9 protein-coding genes are annotated in these 15804 nt (G+C 46.8%); 2 read left to right on the forward strand and 7 right to left on the reverse strand.

Features of this window, described 5'->3' with window-relative positions:
* The 3 genes from GK108_RS26225 to GK108_RS26235 all read right to left on the reverse strand — a co-directional run bounded on the left by GK108_RS26225 (position 1) and on the right by GK108_RS26235 (position 8685).
* Complete coding sequence (locus GK108_RS26225) at positions 1–2766, reverse strand: DUF1553 domain-containing protein (protein WP_163954553.1); 2766 nt, start codon at positions 2764–2766, stop codon at positions 1–3.
* A gap of 180 nt (positions 2767–2946) precedes the next feature.
* Positions 2947–5334, reverse strand: coding sequence for a sialate O-acetylesterase (locus tag GK108_RS26230; protein ID WP_163954554.1), 2388 nt, complete (start codon positions 5332–5334; stop codon positions 2947–2949).
* Between the two features lie 78 nt (positions 5335–5412).
* Positions 5413–8685, reverse strand: coding sequence for a ligand-binding sensor domain-containing protein (locus tag GK108_RS26235; RefSeq protein ID WP_163954555.1), 3273 nt, complete (start codon positions 8683–8685; stop codon positions 5413–5415).
* Between the two features lie 273 nt (positions 8686–8958).
* Between GK108_RS26235 and GK108_RS26240 the strand changes: the two genes are divergently transcribed.
* The gene (locus GK108_RS26240) at positions 8959–11064 is read left to right on the forward strand and encodes a prolyl oligopeptidase family serine peptidase (protein WP_246225185.1); all 2106 of its coding nucleotides are present in this window, start codon (positions 8959–8961) and stop codon (positions 11062–11064) included.
* Positions 11065–11131: 67 nt separating this feature from the next.
* Here GK108_RS26240 and GK108_RS26245 read toward each other — a convergent pair whose 3' ends face one another.
* The 3 genes from GK108_RS26245 to GK108_RS26255 all read right to left on the reverse strand — a co-directional run bounded on the left by GK108_RS26245 (position 11132) and on the right by GK108_RS26255 (position 13480).
* On the reverse strand, positions 11132–11641 hold the full coding sequence (locus GK108_RS26245; RefSeq protein ID WP_163954557.1) for a hypothetical protein: 510 nt from the start codon (positions 11639–11641) through the stop codon (positions 11132–11134).
* A 514-nt stretch (positions 11642–12155) separates the two neighbouring features.
* Positions 12156–12701 (reverse strand): RNA polymerase sigma factor, encoded by a 546-nt coding sequence (locus tag GK108_RS26250; protein ID WP_163954558.1) that lies wholly within the window; start codon positions 12699–12701, stop codon positions 12156–12158.
* A gap of 203 nt (positions 12702–12904) precedes the next feature.
* Positions 12905–13480 (reverse strand): DUF4468 domain-containing protein, encoded by a 576-nt coding sequence (locus tag GK108_RS26255; RefSeq protein ID WP_163954559.1) that lies wholly within the window; start codon positions 13478–13480, stop codon positions 12905–12907.
* A gap of 278 nt (positions 13481–13758) precedes the next feature.
* On the opposite strand from GK108_RS26255, the gene GK108_RS26260 reads away from it, so the two are divergent.
* The gene (locus GK108_RS26260; protein WP_163954560.1) at positions 13759–15159 is read left to right on the forward strand and encodes an alpha/beta hydrolase family protein; all 1401 of its coding nucleotides are present in this window, start codon (positions 13759–13761) and stop codon (positions 15157–15159) included.
* A 385-nt stretch (positions 15160–15544) separates the two neighbouring features.
* Here GK108_RS26260 and GK108_RS26265 read toward each other — a convergent pair whose 3' ends face one another.
* Positions 15545–15748: a hypothetical protein gene (locus GK108_RS26265; protein WP_163954561.1), complete on the reverse strand. Its 204-nt coding sequence runs from the start codon at positions 15746–15748 to the stop codon at positions 15545–15547.
* Between the last annotated feature and the right edge of the window lie 56 nt (positions 15749–15804).

Genomic DNA, 15804 nt, shown 5'->3' on the forward strand with positions numbered 1-15804 from the left:
TTATTCTTTCGTAATCACCTCGTCCAGATTCAGAATCGTATTGGCCGTAACCGTTAATGCTGCTAATTGTGGAGTCGGATCCATACAGGCCATCAATTGCTTCATTTCCTCTGGTTTTTGCCGATAATGCTGTTCCGTATTTCGATACAATTGCGCCAAAACCGCCAGTTTTCTGGGCGTAATCTCCTGCAACGTAACACGTCGGAATGCGGCCCGAATTTGCTTCTCCGGCGTCATCTCCTGCTGCATGTACACGGCCAGTTGCTGAGCCGCTTCCATATAAACCGGATCATTCAGCGTTACCAATGCCTGCAATGGCGTGTTGGTACGTAGCCGCCGAAGCTGACAAAACTCTCGGCTCGGGCTATCGAACGTCACCATCGACGGATACGGAGCCGTTCGCTTCCAGTACGTATACAACGCTCGTCGGTGTAGGTCTTCGCCCGTGCTCTGTTTCCAGGAATCACCATCATAAGGCGATTGCCAGATACCTTCGGGCTGAACCGGCATTACGCTCGGGCCGTACATTTTATGACTCAACAGACCACTAACGGCCAATGCCTGATCGCGTACGGCTTCTGCCGACAAACGAACCCGAGGCCCACGAGCCAGCAGCTTGTTAAATGGATCTTTCGCCAGCACCTCCGGCGATACCTGTGACCGCTGACGATACGTAGCCGACATGACCATTTTTTTCAGAAGCTTTTTGATACGCCACTGATCGGTTTCCATGAATTCGACGGCTAGATAATCGAGCAGTTCGCGATGAGTGGGCGGTATGCCTTGTGTTCCCATATCTTCCACCGTCTCCACAATGCCAGCTCCGAAGAGTTGCTCCCAGAAACGATTGACCGCCACCCGCGCCGTTAACGGATGCTCCCGACTTACCATCCACTGAGCTAACCCCAGCCGGTTTTTGGGCAATTGGGCGTTCATAGCCGGAAACGACTTCGGCACATCGGGCGTAACGCGTTTACCTTTTACCAACCAGTTACCCCGATCAAAAACGCGGGTTTCGCGAACCAGATCGCCGGAACCATCCATCATAATCGGTGTCTGTTCGGCATCCGCGTTCAGTACGTCGACCAGTATTTTTTCCTGCTCGCCGATGGCATTCTCAGGCTGACCCGCCATTTTTGGTACGCACGAAACCCATTTAATCATGACCCATTCTTTGGGCATTTTGGGGCTGCTGAGCGATATGTGAAGATCATGTTTACCTTGAATTGCTGGCAAGGGAATCATCTGAATGCTATCGCTCCAGGCGCTCCCCGTTTTTGGAACGGGAATGGTAGCCAGCACCGGTCCCGATAAACGATCCTGACGAATAGTTACCACGGCATCATCCGCTTTCGTGCCCCAGGCAATCAACAAGCGAGGCCGATTCGTTAACGTAACATTTTTGATACGTGCCGATCCTTTGTCCTGAAAGCCAAAGTATTTTGCATCCAGCAGAGAAGCATTGACCAACTGATCGAAATCGTGTGAGTTGATTTTGGGCTCAACAGTGCGGGCCAGCCGAGTAAAATAGTCAGCCTGTAAACGAGCCTCTTTGGGATTAGAAGCGTGCGACAAAATAAACGACCGCAGATTAAGAGTCTTAAGCGAATCAGCCGATTTGTAGAAACGCAGCGTAGGCGTATCGCTCGTTACGTCTTCATCACGCGAATTATTGAAAAAAGCGAGGTATTGGTAATATTCCTCATTAACGAAGGGATCGTATGGATGGCTGTGACACTGCACACACGAGAACGTAGTGCCCTGCCAGACATCCCAGGTCGTATTGACCCGATCCAGTACAGCGGCCACCCGAAACTCTTCATCCTGCGTTCCACCCTCATCGTTCGTCATCGTGTTCCGGTGAAAGCCCGTTGCAATGAGCTGAGCATCGGTAGGATTAGGCATTAAATCGCCCGCTAGTTGCTCAATCGTGAACTGGTCAAAGGGTTTATCCTCGTTAAATGCCTTGATCAACCAGTCGCGATATCGCCAGATTTTCCGTCCTCCATCCCGCTCATATCCCTTGGTATCAGCATAGCGGGCCAGATCCAGCCACATTCCGGCCCATCGTTCACCATAAGCCGGTGATTGCAGGAGTCGATCAACCACTTTCTCGTAAGCGTCGGGCGATTTGTCCTGAACGAAATCGGAAACTTCTTTCTCTGTGGGTGGTAAACCAATCAGATCAAGCGATACCCGGCGAATCAACGTAGCGCGGTCGGTTTCTGACGATGGTTTTAGCCCTTCCGCTTTTAGTTTATCAAGAATAAAATGGTCGATTTCGTTTTTGGCCCAATTGATTTCATCGTTCTCTACGATTCCCAGACGGCTCCAGAACGTACCAACCTTGGGCACATCAGGTTTTTCGACAGTCTGGTAGGCCCAGTGATCACCCCAGTCAGCCCCCTGATCGATCCAATTACGTAGCGTTTCTATTTCGTCCGGCTTTAGGGGAGGATGCTCCAGCGGCATCCGCTCCTCAGGATCCGTCAGCGTTAGCCGTCTGATCATCTCGCTACCATCGGCATCACCTGGAATAATGGCTGGCTTACCCGATTTGGTTGGCGCTACTGCTTCATGCCTGAACAACAGCGAGAAACCAGCGGCTTTCTTCACCCCTCCATGACAGGCAATGCAGTTTTTGTTCAATAGCGGCTTAATCTGGGTATTATAATCCACTCGCTTCTCGAAAATGCCGAAAAAAGCTGATAGCATCGTCACCACCGCGATACTTATTGCCCCCAGAATCAACCACTGATATTTCATGTCAACGAATTAGCTACTACCAATCAGCGATATACGTAATCAAGTGAATTCAACGAACCACAGGCTGGACTTGTACCAACACGCCTATTTTTTCATAAAGACAATAAAGTCAAAAGTCTCACCACCAACAGCGATGAGACTATGAACGTATACGTAGTATAACGAAGCAATCGTATTATTTTATTTCACTCGAATATCAACCTGCGCCGTGTCATCCTCGCCATTACCAACCCCATTACCAGGCACAGAATCGGGGTCGGGACGGCTGGCAGCCGTAACTTGCGCGGAGCAGGTGCCGGGCCCCAACGCTACCGCTTTCGCTTTAAATCGAAGTGTTTTTTGGGCATTTGGTGCCAGGCCATTAATGCCACTGGTCAGATTACCGCTGTTTACCGTGAAGTCGTCGCCAGGTACAAACTGTTGACCAGCGGGTAAATAAGCCGCTACGTTCAATACGGCAGCATCTAAGCCGCCAGCATTCGACAATGTTAGGGTATACGTAATAATATCGTTTAGGCTTGGGGTCCGATTGTCGACACTCAACGCCAAACTCACATCGGCTTTGCCAGGATCAGGGGCAGGCTGGTTACTGATAACGGCAGGCAACGGAACCTGATTCGGATTGGGTGAAGCAAACGTAGCGGTTCCCGATGTTTTCGTTCGAAAATCTAAACCAGCCGTATCGTCCTGCCCATCAGCAGTTCCGGAGTTGGGTTGACTATCGGGATCAGTCGACGTAGCTTGTGCAATTTCGGCCGCGTTCTGATACGTACCAGCAACCGTAGGCTGTACCACAAAGCTAAGCTGCTGACTCGCTCCCGGATCGAGAAATAGCGCACCGCTGGTTAAGACGGTTCCGCTGGCCGTAAGGCCACTGGCTGAAACAAAGGCCAGATTGTCGGGTAGCCGATTCCGAACAACAACATTTTTGGCCCGACCTGGACCATCATTTTTAACGTACAACGTAACTGTAACCGGCGTGTTTATATCGGGCGTTCGCTGCGATATGCCCATTGCCAGACTCACATCGGCGGTGTTGGCCAACGCACTGGTCTGAAAAACGTTAGACGGAACGCCGGGCAAAAATGGCGACGTAGCCACCACCCGAATCCGAAAACGGCTGTCCATACGTAACGTATCAGGAATTTTCAGCTTAATGGGACTCGACGTACCGCTACCCAGCGTAGACCAGTAATGCCCTTCCGAATCCAGAAGCTGAACCTGCCATTGATTATCCCCATTGAATGTTCCCAACGTAGCAAACGTTACGTTCAGACTATCGCCGGGATAAACATAATTGGCTACGTTACCTGTAACGGCAAATTGCGTGGGCGTTATCGGCTGCGAATTCTGAAAGAAGCTATTATTGAGGCTACTATTCCAGTTACGAGCAAAGCGCGACAAACCCATGCTAACGGGAATCGAACCCGGGTTCAGATAATACTGGGGATGAGGAGAGGGACGAGAGCTATTTCTAAAATGAACATCTATTCCGCCCGCATTTCGATTGATAATGGTATCATTATAAGGCCCCTGATATACGTTCAGTCCCGGTGTATCGATAACACGCTGTTGCTCGGTAACGACTTCTGGCCGGGATACGCTCCCATCGAATGACGCCCGCGCCACGACCCAGGGCATATTCCGATTGCCAAAATCCTGCCTCGATTTTTGAATAACATTTACCAATCGATTGTAGTATTCTGGTATACTCGTATTACCATTAGAATTATACTCTGCTTCACCCTGATGCCAAAGTACCGCACGGATACCAGCTACGGAATTGTAATATTGCAGAACATTTTTCAGATTGGTATAGGGCTGAAGATTGGGCCAATCGGTAACGCAGTAATACCGATTACAGGTTGGTATACCATTCGCCGTTTTGTACCAGTTCTCAGCCGTCGATCCATCCCAACCCGCTACGTAAAACGCGACCGGAACATTATACCGATTAACGATATAGTCTCCTAACTCGCCCCACCCCCACGAACTCTCAGCCATCGGGAAAATACGTCGACCAGCCGTAAGCGGTTTAAATACAGGAACAGGCATGGGTAACCCCGACGATACCAGAGCCGGAAAGTTCGGTGGATAATAATGGTTGATCGAATCGATTGCATTGACCCGATCCGTAAACGTACCTAAATCGTTATCCCCCGATCCCAGTCCGCGCGAATTCGACTGGCCTGCCGTTACAAACACTTCGCCAATACCAACGGGCTGAACTGATGCTTGTCCTGATACAGCTCCGCCCACTATCGTCCTGACAGTTAATACGTACCATCCGCCAGATCCTGTTACGTATCCCAGGAAGATGTTGCTGGTGGGGTTCGTCTGCACAACTTGCCAACCCGTAGCCGTACCTTGCCCGCTTGTTACGGGAACCAGTTGAGCTTCTACACGATCGACCATGCCGGTTATCCGGCCAGATACGTAGATTCGGCCATTACCATCGGCTCCGCGCTGCACAACAAGGCGCGTCATTGGGTGTGAAATCTGAAGCTGCGCAGTGGCAAAAAAAGGGCCGCTAATAAACAGCAAAACCCATAGTAGACGTGTAGACATGAAAGGGGATCTAAGATCCCGCGAAAATACGTAGGAATCTTCAGAGTGAATGTAACACAGACTGTTCTGTGCTACGTATCAAACTAAGCGGGCGAGAAAATCATAAAAATTTTTGGGAGGAAGCGGACCAAGTGGGATTTCGATTTGCACCTGTACGCCTTGCTGCGTATGCCAGGTAATCTTGCCGTTTAAAATGGCCACTCTCGACTCAACGCTTCCAATTCCTAGTCCCGGTGTTTTCTGACGGATGCGCTCATAATCAAACCCTTGCCCATCATCCGAATAGGTTAGCATTAATCGATCCGCAGTACCCTGGACCACTAAATCTATCTGACGGGCGTTGGCATGTTTAAGGGAATTGCTAACCAGTTCCTGCGTTATTCGGTAGAGCATTACTTCCGTATCGGCCGGTAAACGGTCGGCGGTATTTTTCGAATCGCCTTCTGATGGATCAGCATTTAGTAACGTCGACTCGCCGGGAGCATTGGCCAGCGTGAGGTGCATATTCATACTGCCTGTGGCGTTAATACGGGAGAATAATTCTTCAACAGCCGCTACGTAGCCATACTTTTCCAGCGTCTGCGGGTTCAGTTTACGAAGTAGGTTTCGGACATCGCCAATGATGTTGTTGATCAATGTAAAAATATTGTCTTTCAACAACGTAACGCCCGCCCGATCCATCACGCGTGCGGACCGACCAGAAGGAGCCACTTCGGCGGGACTTTCGTTGATGTACTGGACCAAACGGGTTGTGTATAGCTTAAGCGTCGCTAACCGCGTTCCGATCTCGTCGTGCAAATCGCGGGCAATATCTTTTTTAACCTGTTCCTGAATATCATAGGCCAGTCGTAACCGTTCCGTTTCCTGCATCCGAATGGCATGCTCACGCTGCCGAACCCAGGCCAGGGTCAGGAGACCAATTGCCAGCATACTGACTAAATAGAAGGGAAATGTCTGCCAGAAAGGTGGTTCAATATGAATCGCCAACTTCCGAATCCGGCTACTCCAGTGCCCATCCCGATTGGCCGCCTTAACCTGAAACACGTAGTCGCCAGGCGGCAGATTAGCGTAACGAACGTAGTTCCGTTCACCGGCCGACACCCAATGATCGTCGTAGTTGGTTAGCTGATACTGGTAATTATTTTGCCCATCGCTGTAGTAATCGAGTGCTGCGAATTCCATCGACAGCGTATTCTGATTATGATTCAGCGCTATTTTTTCCGTTTCGCCAACGTAACGATCTGAAACAAATGGTTCTTCATTAACCGTCAGCGAGTATATGTGGACATTAGGCCCAAATGACGAATTTCGGTATACATCTGGCCGAAAGCGGTTAAATCCTTTTACACCACCAAATAGCAGCTCGCCGTTTGCCAATCGAACAAAGGCGTTACCGTTAAACTCATTCCCCTGAAGGCCATCGCTGGGGGTAAAATTCTTAATCGTTCCGGTTGTCAGATCCAGCCGCGACAATCCCCGATTGGTACTCATCCAAACATGGCCTTTCACATCAGCTAGTGAACCATAAACAAATGAATTCGCCAGACCCTGCTGCTCGGCATACAGTCTGATTTTACCCGTTGCGGGTTTTAAGGCAGCCAACCCCCGGTCAGTTGCCAGCCACATGGTTCGCCGAACCGTATCGGGCCGTATGTGCAACACCATATTTCCTTTTAAACCCGACCGGATCAGTTGCCAGGGAGCGCCTGGGCTGGCGGGCAACTGGTAGCGATAGTAGCCATTCAAATACGTTCCGATCCAAAGCTGCCGTAACGACGTATCATACCAAACACTGAATATGTTCTGGCCAGATAGTTCGGGTAGCTTTTTCCAGATTCGACGGCTTGTATTCAGCGAGTATAACCCATCCTCAGTAGCCGCAATGAGCGTACTGTCGTTTATACTGGTCAGGTTTCGGGCGTAATTATCAACCACCTCGCTCATTCCGGCGGGAAAAGGAATCGATTCAAACGATTGTTCTTTGGACTTAAAGGCAAGTACTCCCCCCCGTACGCCAACCCAGATACGTCGCAATGTATCACGATATAAGCAGCGAACGAATTTATGGGTGGTGATTGAGCCTGAGGCTGGACTATTAAAGTAGCGTTGCACAACGCGATTGGTTCGCGGATCAAGAATATTAATCCCCTCCTCGGTTACAATCCATAGCCGATCGAATCGCTCCTCCAGAAAACCGCGAATGGCGTAATTGCTAAGCTTCTGCTCGGCAGGCAAATCGTCGGAGAATTGCCGTTTCATGACTCCATCAAATAGAAAAGCGTCGGGTGTAATACAGGCAATTCCATCCGGATCTACATTGGCCCAGATTATTCCCAGATTATCGGCAAAGACCTTTCGGATTTCAAATTCGCTCAGTCGGCGCGTATCATCGATAAAGCAGTTAGCCTGCCCGAACAATCGGGAGCGTTTATCGAAATATAAAACCCCATTGCGTTGCGTTCCCAGCCATAAACGACCGCGCTGGTCGGGAGCGATACTGTAGATATTACTGATAGGCTGGTTGCCGGTCTGACTGTACGTATCAAACGTATTATTTTGATAATCAAACCGAATTAAGCTGTTAGCCGTACCGAGCCAGGCAATATTGTCGGAATCAATAAAAAAAGAAAAAACAGTGTGAACAGGTCCAAAGCGATTATCAGGACGACCGCTGAAATAATAAGACAGCGTACGGCTCTGAATATTGTAACGCGCTAAGCCTTTTGGTGCATGTACCCATACATCGCCCTGTGCCGTTCGGGTAGTAGAACTGGAAAGATCATACTCTTTGGAAGGGCGAAGGCTGGCGTTCAGACTAGTTTTTCGCTGGTTATGGTAATCAAATCGAACCAACCCTTCCACATCGCTGAGATAGAGCAGTTCCGTTTTATCGACAAAAAAAGGAAGCGTACGGCTCGTTCGTTCTTTTTTATCGGCTCCTGTTGCCAGAAAGCAATCAAATTGATCGCGCTGCCGATCGTAGCGATTAAGCCCCTCTTCAGTACCTATCCAAAGATTACCGTTTGGATCCTCAATAATGCCCGAAATATTAATGCCTCTGATGGCACCTGGCTTTGGTAATCCACGCTCGCCAATGGCAGGGCGGTACGTATGAAAATGATGGCCGTCGTAGCGATTTAAACCGTCCTGGGTGCCGAACCACAGAAAGCTTCGGCTGTCTTTGAACATATAGTAAACCGACCCCTGAGTCAGTCCATTATCGACGCTGATATGCGAAGTTCGAAAGTTCGACGTAGCAGACCGATACGTCGACTGAGACCATACCAACTGATTCAACGCGCCTAAAAGGCACACCAGATAGATGGCTTTGCTGAGTAGCGGTCGAATCATTCGTTCGTAAAGAGGTTAAGACAAATATCTGTAAATGAGTCAACTCTTTCCTTAATTTCCAAATGGGTCAGTTAGATAATCTGGAATAGATACGTAGCGACCCTGTCTCTTTCTGCTGTCATTACGTTGTGAGTATGCTAGGTGCAGATTATATTCTTTTGCTTGTATTTACGCCCTTCCAAAGCGTTCTTCGTAAGAATTTACGTATGCCAGCTTTCATCAACTACTCGTTTTTTACTGATGCATGTTAAAAATTCCATTCGATTACTACTTATGCTAAGTTCTTCAGTGGCGTTAGCCCAGTCGAATAGCTCGCTGGAGTATCCTAAAGCCCGTAAAACGGATCAAACCGATACGTATCATGGCACTACCGTAGCCGACCCCTATCGCTGGCTCGAAGATGATCGTTCGGCAGAAACGGCCGACTGGGTCAAGGCCGAAAATAAGGTTACGTTCGATTATTTGTCGCAAATTCCGTACAGAAGGCAACTTCAGGACAGGCTGGAACACATCTATAATTACCCGAAATACTCGGCTCCCAGCCGCAAAGGCGACTGGTTCTATTTTTCTAAAAACGATGGCCTGCAAAATCAGTCGGTTCTGTATCGCCAAAAAGGACTGGATGGTAAACCTGAATTGGTGATCGACCCAAACAAACTGTCGACCGATGGCACAACACGATTAGGTGCGTTTTCGCTGTCAAAAGATGGTAACTATGCTGTTGTTGGCTTATCGAAAGGCGGCTCCGATTGGCAGGAATACCAGATTATGGATCTGGCAACCAAACAATATCTGCCGGAGAAAATAGAATGGGTGAAAGTGTCGGGCATTGCCTGGCAGGGAAATGGTTTTTACTATAGCCGTTATCCCAAACCAGAAGGCAGTGCGCTGGCCGCCAAAAACGAAAATCACCAGGTTTTTTACCACGCTTTACATACGCCACAGTCGACCGACCGGCTTATCTACGAAGATCCTAAAAATCCCCAGCGATTCCATATCGCCAGCACTACCGATGACGAGCGTTTTTTGCTCCTGACCGTTAGTGACCGGGGGAAAGGGAAAGATGGAAACGCCCTATTTTATATGGATGCAAAATCGGGGAAAAAGGATTTTTCGCCCGTTATCAACGAAGTTACCGACTTTAGCTATGGCGTTGTTGACAACGACGGCGATCGCTTATTGATCCTGACGAACGAAAAAGCACCCAATAGCAAAGTCGTTGCATTCGACACAAAAACCAAAACTTTTTCAACCCTCATTGCCGAAAAGCCAGAGCCCATTGCAGAAAGCAGCGTCAGTGCTGCCGGGGGCAAGCTATTTGTTGAATATTCGAAGGACGTAACGTCTTCGGTTCTGGTCTTCAATTATGCGGGTAAACAGGAAACTGAAATAAAACTTCCAGCCATTGGATCGGCGGGCGGCTTTGGTGGCGAAAAAGATGACAAGTTTGTTTTCTATACATTTACGTCTTTTACGTTCCCACCAACCATTTACCGGTACGATATTGCTACGCATACGAGTACGGTCTTTCGTGCCCCGGAAGTAGATTTCACCCCGACGGATTACGAAACCAAACAGGTATTTTATACCAGTAAAGACGGTACCAAAGTGCCTATGTTCCTAACGTATCGCAAGGGCATAAAACTTGACGGCAGCAACCCTACGTTGCTCTATGGCTACGGTGGTTTCAATATTAGTCTTCCGCCATCGTTTAATCCACTACGTATCCCGTTTCTGGAACAAGGAGGTATTTATGCACAGGCCAATCTGCGCGGAGGCAGCGAATACGGTGAAAAATGGCACGAACAGGGAATGAAGTTAAAAAAGCAGAATGTATTCGATGATTTCATTGCAGCTGCCGAATACCTGATTGCCCAGAAATACACGAGTCCTGCTAAGTTAGCGGTTCAGGGAGGGTCTAATGGCGGGTTGCTCGTTGGGGCCGTTATGAATCAACGTCCCGATTTATTTCGGGTAGCCATTCCGCAGGTAGGCGTTATGGATATGCTACGTTTCCACAAATTTACGATTGGCTGGAACTGGATTGCCGATTATGGTAGTAGCGACAATGCCGACGAATTCAAGGCACTGTATGCGTATTCGCCAATACACAACATAAAAGCGGGTGTTGCTTATCCGGCTACGTTAATTACCACTGCCGACCACGACGATCGCGTTGTTCCGGCTCACTCGTTCAAATATACGGCTACGTTGCAGGAGGTTTATAAAGGCAACAATCCGGTACTGATTCGAATCGATACCAATTCCGGACATGGAGCCAGTAATACCAAAAAGAACATCGAAACAACCGCTGATATTTATTCGTTTATTTTCTGGAATATGGGCATAAAAACCCTAAAAGAAATAGCCAGCAAATAAAAGTTAGGCACATAAAAAGCGGCTCGTACTAAGTACGAGCCGCTTTTTATGTGCAGTAACGTTGTGCTTAAAACTTAAACGTAACACCTAGTTTAAGCGTAGCCAGGCTAGAGCCTAATTCAGCAAAACCACCAACGTTATCGCTAAAGAAATAACGGCCACCAATGTGAATAGGAACGTAAACAGTTCCATAATTATCTAAGAAACCACCGTACGAAAAAGAATAGTACGAAATACCTAAACCAGCATATAAATCAGCTTTATCGGTAGCTAAACTAAGCAGTTCGTTAAAGTGGTAAGATCCACGAGCACCCACATCAAACGAGTTGTAGTTATAGGATGCTACGCTACCATAGCTTTTATAACCTGCTACAGCACCAACGGTGATGTTCTTCGTAACACCGAAGTCAGCAGATGCGTTAAAACCAACTCCGCCACCGGTATAATAGCCGTAGCCCCCTACGCCAATACCCAAGTTTATGAATTTGGTACCTTTATCGATAGCCATTTGGGCGAATGACTGGCTACTCGCTAGTAATCCAATTACTAGTAAAATTGCAAAGTGAAACTTTTTCATGTGGTAAAACTGATTAATGTAAAACTGGGACAAATTAAAGTATATTCGTTTCGCTTCGCAAATCCACCAATTTACCCACTTATTAATCGGTAAAGTCGATAAATTACCTCGACACTGTATTTCAAGTCCCAATCCCCAAAAATCCTCTGCAAATCAATTGATTAACGCCATCACTGGTTCTATATAGCTCAATTTATACAGCTATACTGGCCGGTTTGTCTAATTATACGTTTGAGCAAGCGGTCATACCCAATTAACTAATAAAAGCACATCTTATTTACCTACAAAACCAATAGAGATTTAAAGCTTTCCGAAGGTTTTAATTGCTTTAATTAGCTCTCAACACTATTTATTTCTTTGTCGTATCAGTCAAAAATTATATAAATAACTTGTATTATACAGCAGCATCTTATACCGTAAATATTTATATCTATTTTGCTCTGTAGTGTTTTGTTTTACTGAAGAATCCAATAAATCCAGCCGCTATTTTTTTGATTATGAGATTACTCTTTTTCTACTGGTTATAATCTATATACAGATTCAGCAACTTATCCCGCGTTCGTTTCAAACGCATTTTAACGGCACTTTCCGATATCTGATATTGCTGGCTTATATCTTTAATCGACATGCCGTGCTCGTGCTTTAGCCGTAGCAATTTTATATCTTCTGCTGGTAATTGATTCATAACAATTTCCAGTTCATACATCCGATTCTCTACCGACTCGGCCGTATCCGGTTCCGAAATATCAAGTTCATCCGAAATCGTTTCTGTAGACATTTTCTTTTTCATTCTCAATTGGTCCAGGCAATAATGCTGCGATATAGCATATAACCAGGTCGAGAAAGTCGATCGATTTTGAAACGTATCCAGCTTACTTAAGACTCTAATAAAAATCTCCTGCGTGTAATCCTGAGCTTCTTCGGAGTCTTTTGTAATAGATAAACACGTTTTGTAGACCTTGCCTACGTAGCGGTCATAGAGTGCTTTAAACGGTTCATCGTCATTCGTGTCTTTAAACAGATTGACTAATTGTTCATCGGCTAGCCTGACTCTTTTCATAGCTCTCAGGTCGATAACTTATCAGATACAAATTTCGGAACGCACTACAAACAAAAGTAACCTATATTATACTATTTAACTAATAAACAGATTGCAAAATTTGTCATTACATTAAATGTAGTTACTCCATAATCGCAACAACGTGCTAATTGGCTGCTCAAGAGGCCAATCGACGTACGATTCAGACTCGTGTAGCCAATTATTTAAGAATGGAATGGTACTTTGGATCGACTTTTCATCCGCCGTTTCAGCTGGTTGATCAGGGAAATAAAAGGGCTGACGCTACGTATCGACCGGTTATACTCTTCTTCGATCAGCACCTGCTGCCGAATAGTAGTCAAGTCTGCCCGAATGTCGTTGTCGAGTCTGGTTCTTTTTCCGTTCTCAATGATGTATATATCCGCAATACGGTAGCTGTACTGAGCATCGTTTACCCGTATCTCAACAGGTACTTCGTAATAAATGCTCCGTGAAGAAGACTCCGCTTGTGTACTGGTCATTGGCAGAAAGAGCCTTCCTCTACCGGAAACAACTCCTTTTAACTGATCATCAACCTTAATAACCTGGTTATCGTGCGAAAATGCACTCCAGAAGAAAGCCTTGGCTCTGGTATATAGCTGATCGGCGGAAGCCCCCGGAACATCGATTGTACCCTTATACACAACGCCACTAGTTGTTGAATCTATTTGAAACGGCATATCGGCCAACGTATATGTCCGTTGCTGAGCTTGACAAAAACCAGTACCCATGCACAGGCTAAACCAGAGGATTTTATTCATTTACTACGTTCTTCAAGAGTTGTATTCAGCCATAAAGAAAACAGGAACAAACCTGTAGGCCAAAAACTCCTTTTAACCGGTAGGCCAGCTATTGATTCTATAACGACTGAATTTGCCCGTCAAACATAGTCTACACGAACTCATTTACTGTTCAGCCAGAAAAACCCTCACTTCGACTGGCAGCTCAATCAGTTGACCCTCATCTACATTGATCTTGCCGAAAACGCTCTACATTTTTGATAGACAAGAACGTAAGAATGTATTAGCCAATTGGACCCATGCCCTTGTCGACATCATTAACCCCATTCCGTTTTATTCTTTTTTCTGTTTTCCTACTAGCCCAGTTTACCAGTTCGGGCCAGGTTTTAAAGAAGCGCGGCCAACTGGGTGTAGCGGCTGTTGCCTTAACCGATTCGCTGGCTCAGATAAGTGGTCTCAAAAAAAAACAGGGAGTTTGGGTACGTCAGGTACTAGCAGGCTCCACCGCCGAACAGATCGGGATTCGGCCAGGAGACGTAGTGATCCAGATCAACCAACAGGCAATCACAGCTCCCACCGATCTAATGGCCTTTGCGCAACAGGTTGTTGAGGGCGATTCACTACGTATAACACTACTTCGAGGTGGCAATCCTCAAACGCTACGTGGCCTGGCCAAACCACGCCCGATACCGTTATCGGCTGATCTGGCGCTTACGTACGATCATTTTTCGTTTACAGATAACGGTAAACAGGCAGGCCAGATAAGAACCATTGTCAAACGCGCCAAGACGTTTGCTGGCCAAAAATTACCTGTAGTCTACTTTATTCAGGGAACATCCTGCCTGTCTATGGCTTACTTACCCGATGGCGATCCCTATAAACTGGCTACCGATGAATTGGCTCGACGGGGCTTTGCCGTGTTCATGATCGAAAAGCCGGGCATGGGCGATAATACAGGTACGGCGTCTTGTCAATCAACCGGCTTTAATACCGAATTGGCGGCTTTTACACAGGGTTACAAGCGATTGTTAACCTATGATTGGGTCGATACCAGCCGTATCTTTCTGTTTGGTCATTCGCTGGGTGGCATTACGGCTCCGCTTCTTGCACAAACGTATCGCCCTCGGGGCATAATCGTATTTGGTGGCGTACTACGGACCTGGCACGATTATATGGTGGACGTAATACGTGATCAAAAAATATTGGAAGGAGCAGAACCAGCGCAGGCGGAAGCTGACTTGCAGGCACTACGTCCTTTTTTATACAGTTATTTCTATCAGAAACAGTCACCCAAAGAGTTGGTTTCGGCCAACCCGATTATCGAACCATTAGTACGTCGACTACTTGATTATGAAGCAGACAGTCTGATCTTCGGTCGACACTATACGTTCTGGCAAGAATTGAATGCGCACAACTTATATGCCGCTTGGCAAACTATTCATACACCGGTGCTGGCTCTTTATGGGGAAGCCGATAGCAATGCCCTTAAGCCAGATGATCATATTCAGATTGCAGCTATTGTGAATCGTCAGCATCCGGGTTTAGCAACGTACCAGCTTGTTGCAAAAACAAATCACAGTATGCAGCTCGCAGGCACCATGGCCGCGTATTTACAGCATAGACACGAAGCTGGTCAGCAATATCCATTTAATACCGGGATGTTCGATGATATTGGTAAGTGGATTCGGCAGATCGGCTAATTCAATAAAACTTTACCTCCACCACAGTTGCGAGCACTATATACAAAAGTGGGGAAAATCACCCACAATAATTTAGCAAAACCTTGCCAAAACTACCAAGATCAATGCTCATAATCAAGCAATTACATATCAATCAAAAGAGTGGTACGATTTAGGCTTATAGAAAGTTATCAAACTTCAGTTGTTCGCTACAGTGGTAGCTTAGCTATAGATAGATTACTTTTTATACTCAACGTTAAGACATGAAAGAAGCCTGGGAGTTAATCCCAGGCTTTTTATTGATCTTCATAATAATTGGTTTACTAACCTACCGTCTAACCACACGTACAGACATAAAAAAAACCGGCCTGACAGGTAGTCAAGCCGGTTTTTTTGCGCTGATTAGCTAGCCACGGATAACTTCCGGGAGCAAGCTGGGGTCGACGCCAAATTTGGCCTGAATAGCCATTAGTTTCTCTTTCAATTCGTCGATATGCATAACGATTCCGTCACGGGGCGCAGGATAGTTAGGCCCCGCTGTTTTTGCTTTGGTCATTCGGGAACGGTATTTTTTTACCTGTTCCGCCCATTTTCCATTTTGCTTTTTCATAAACGTCCTTATTTGCTACGTATTGATATAGCAAAAAGACAACCAGAAATAGAAAA

The sequence above is a fragment of the Spirosoma terrae genome (assembly GCF_010435915.1).
GTDB lineage: Bacteria > Bacteroidota > Bacteroidia > Cytophagales > Spirosomataceae > Spirosoma > Spirosoma terrae.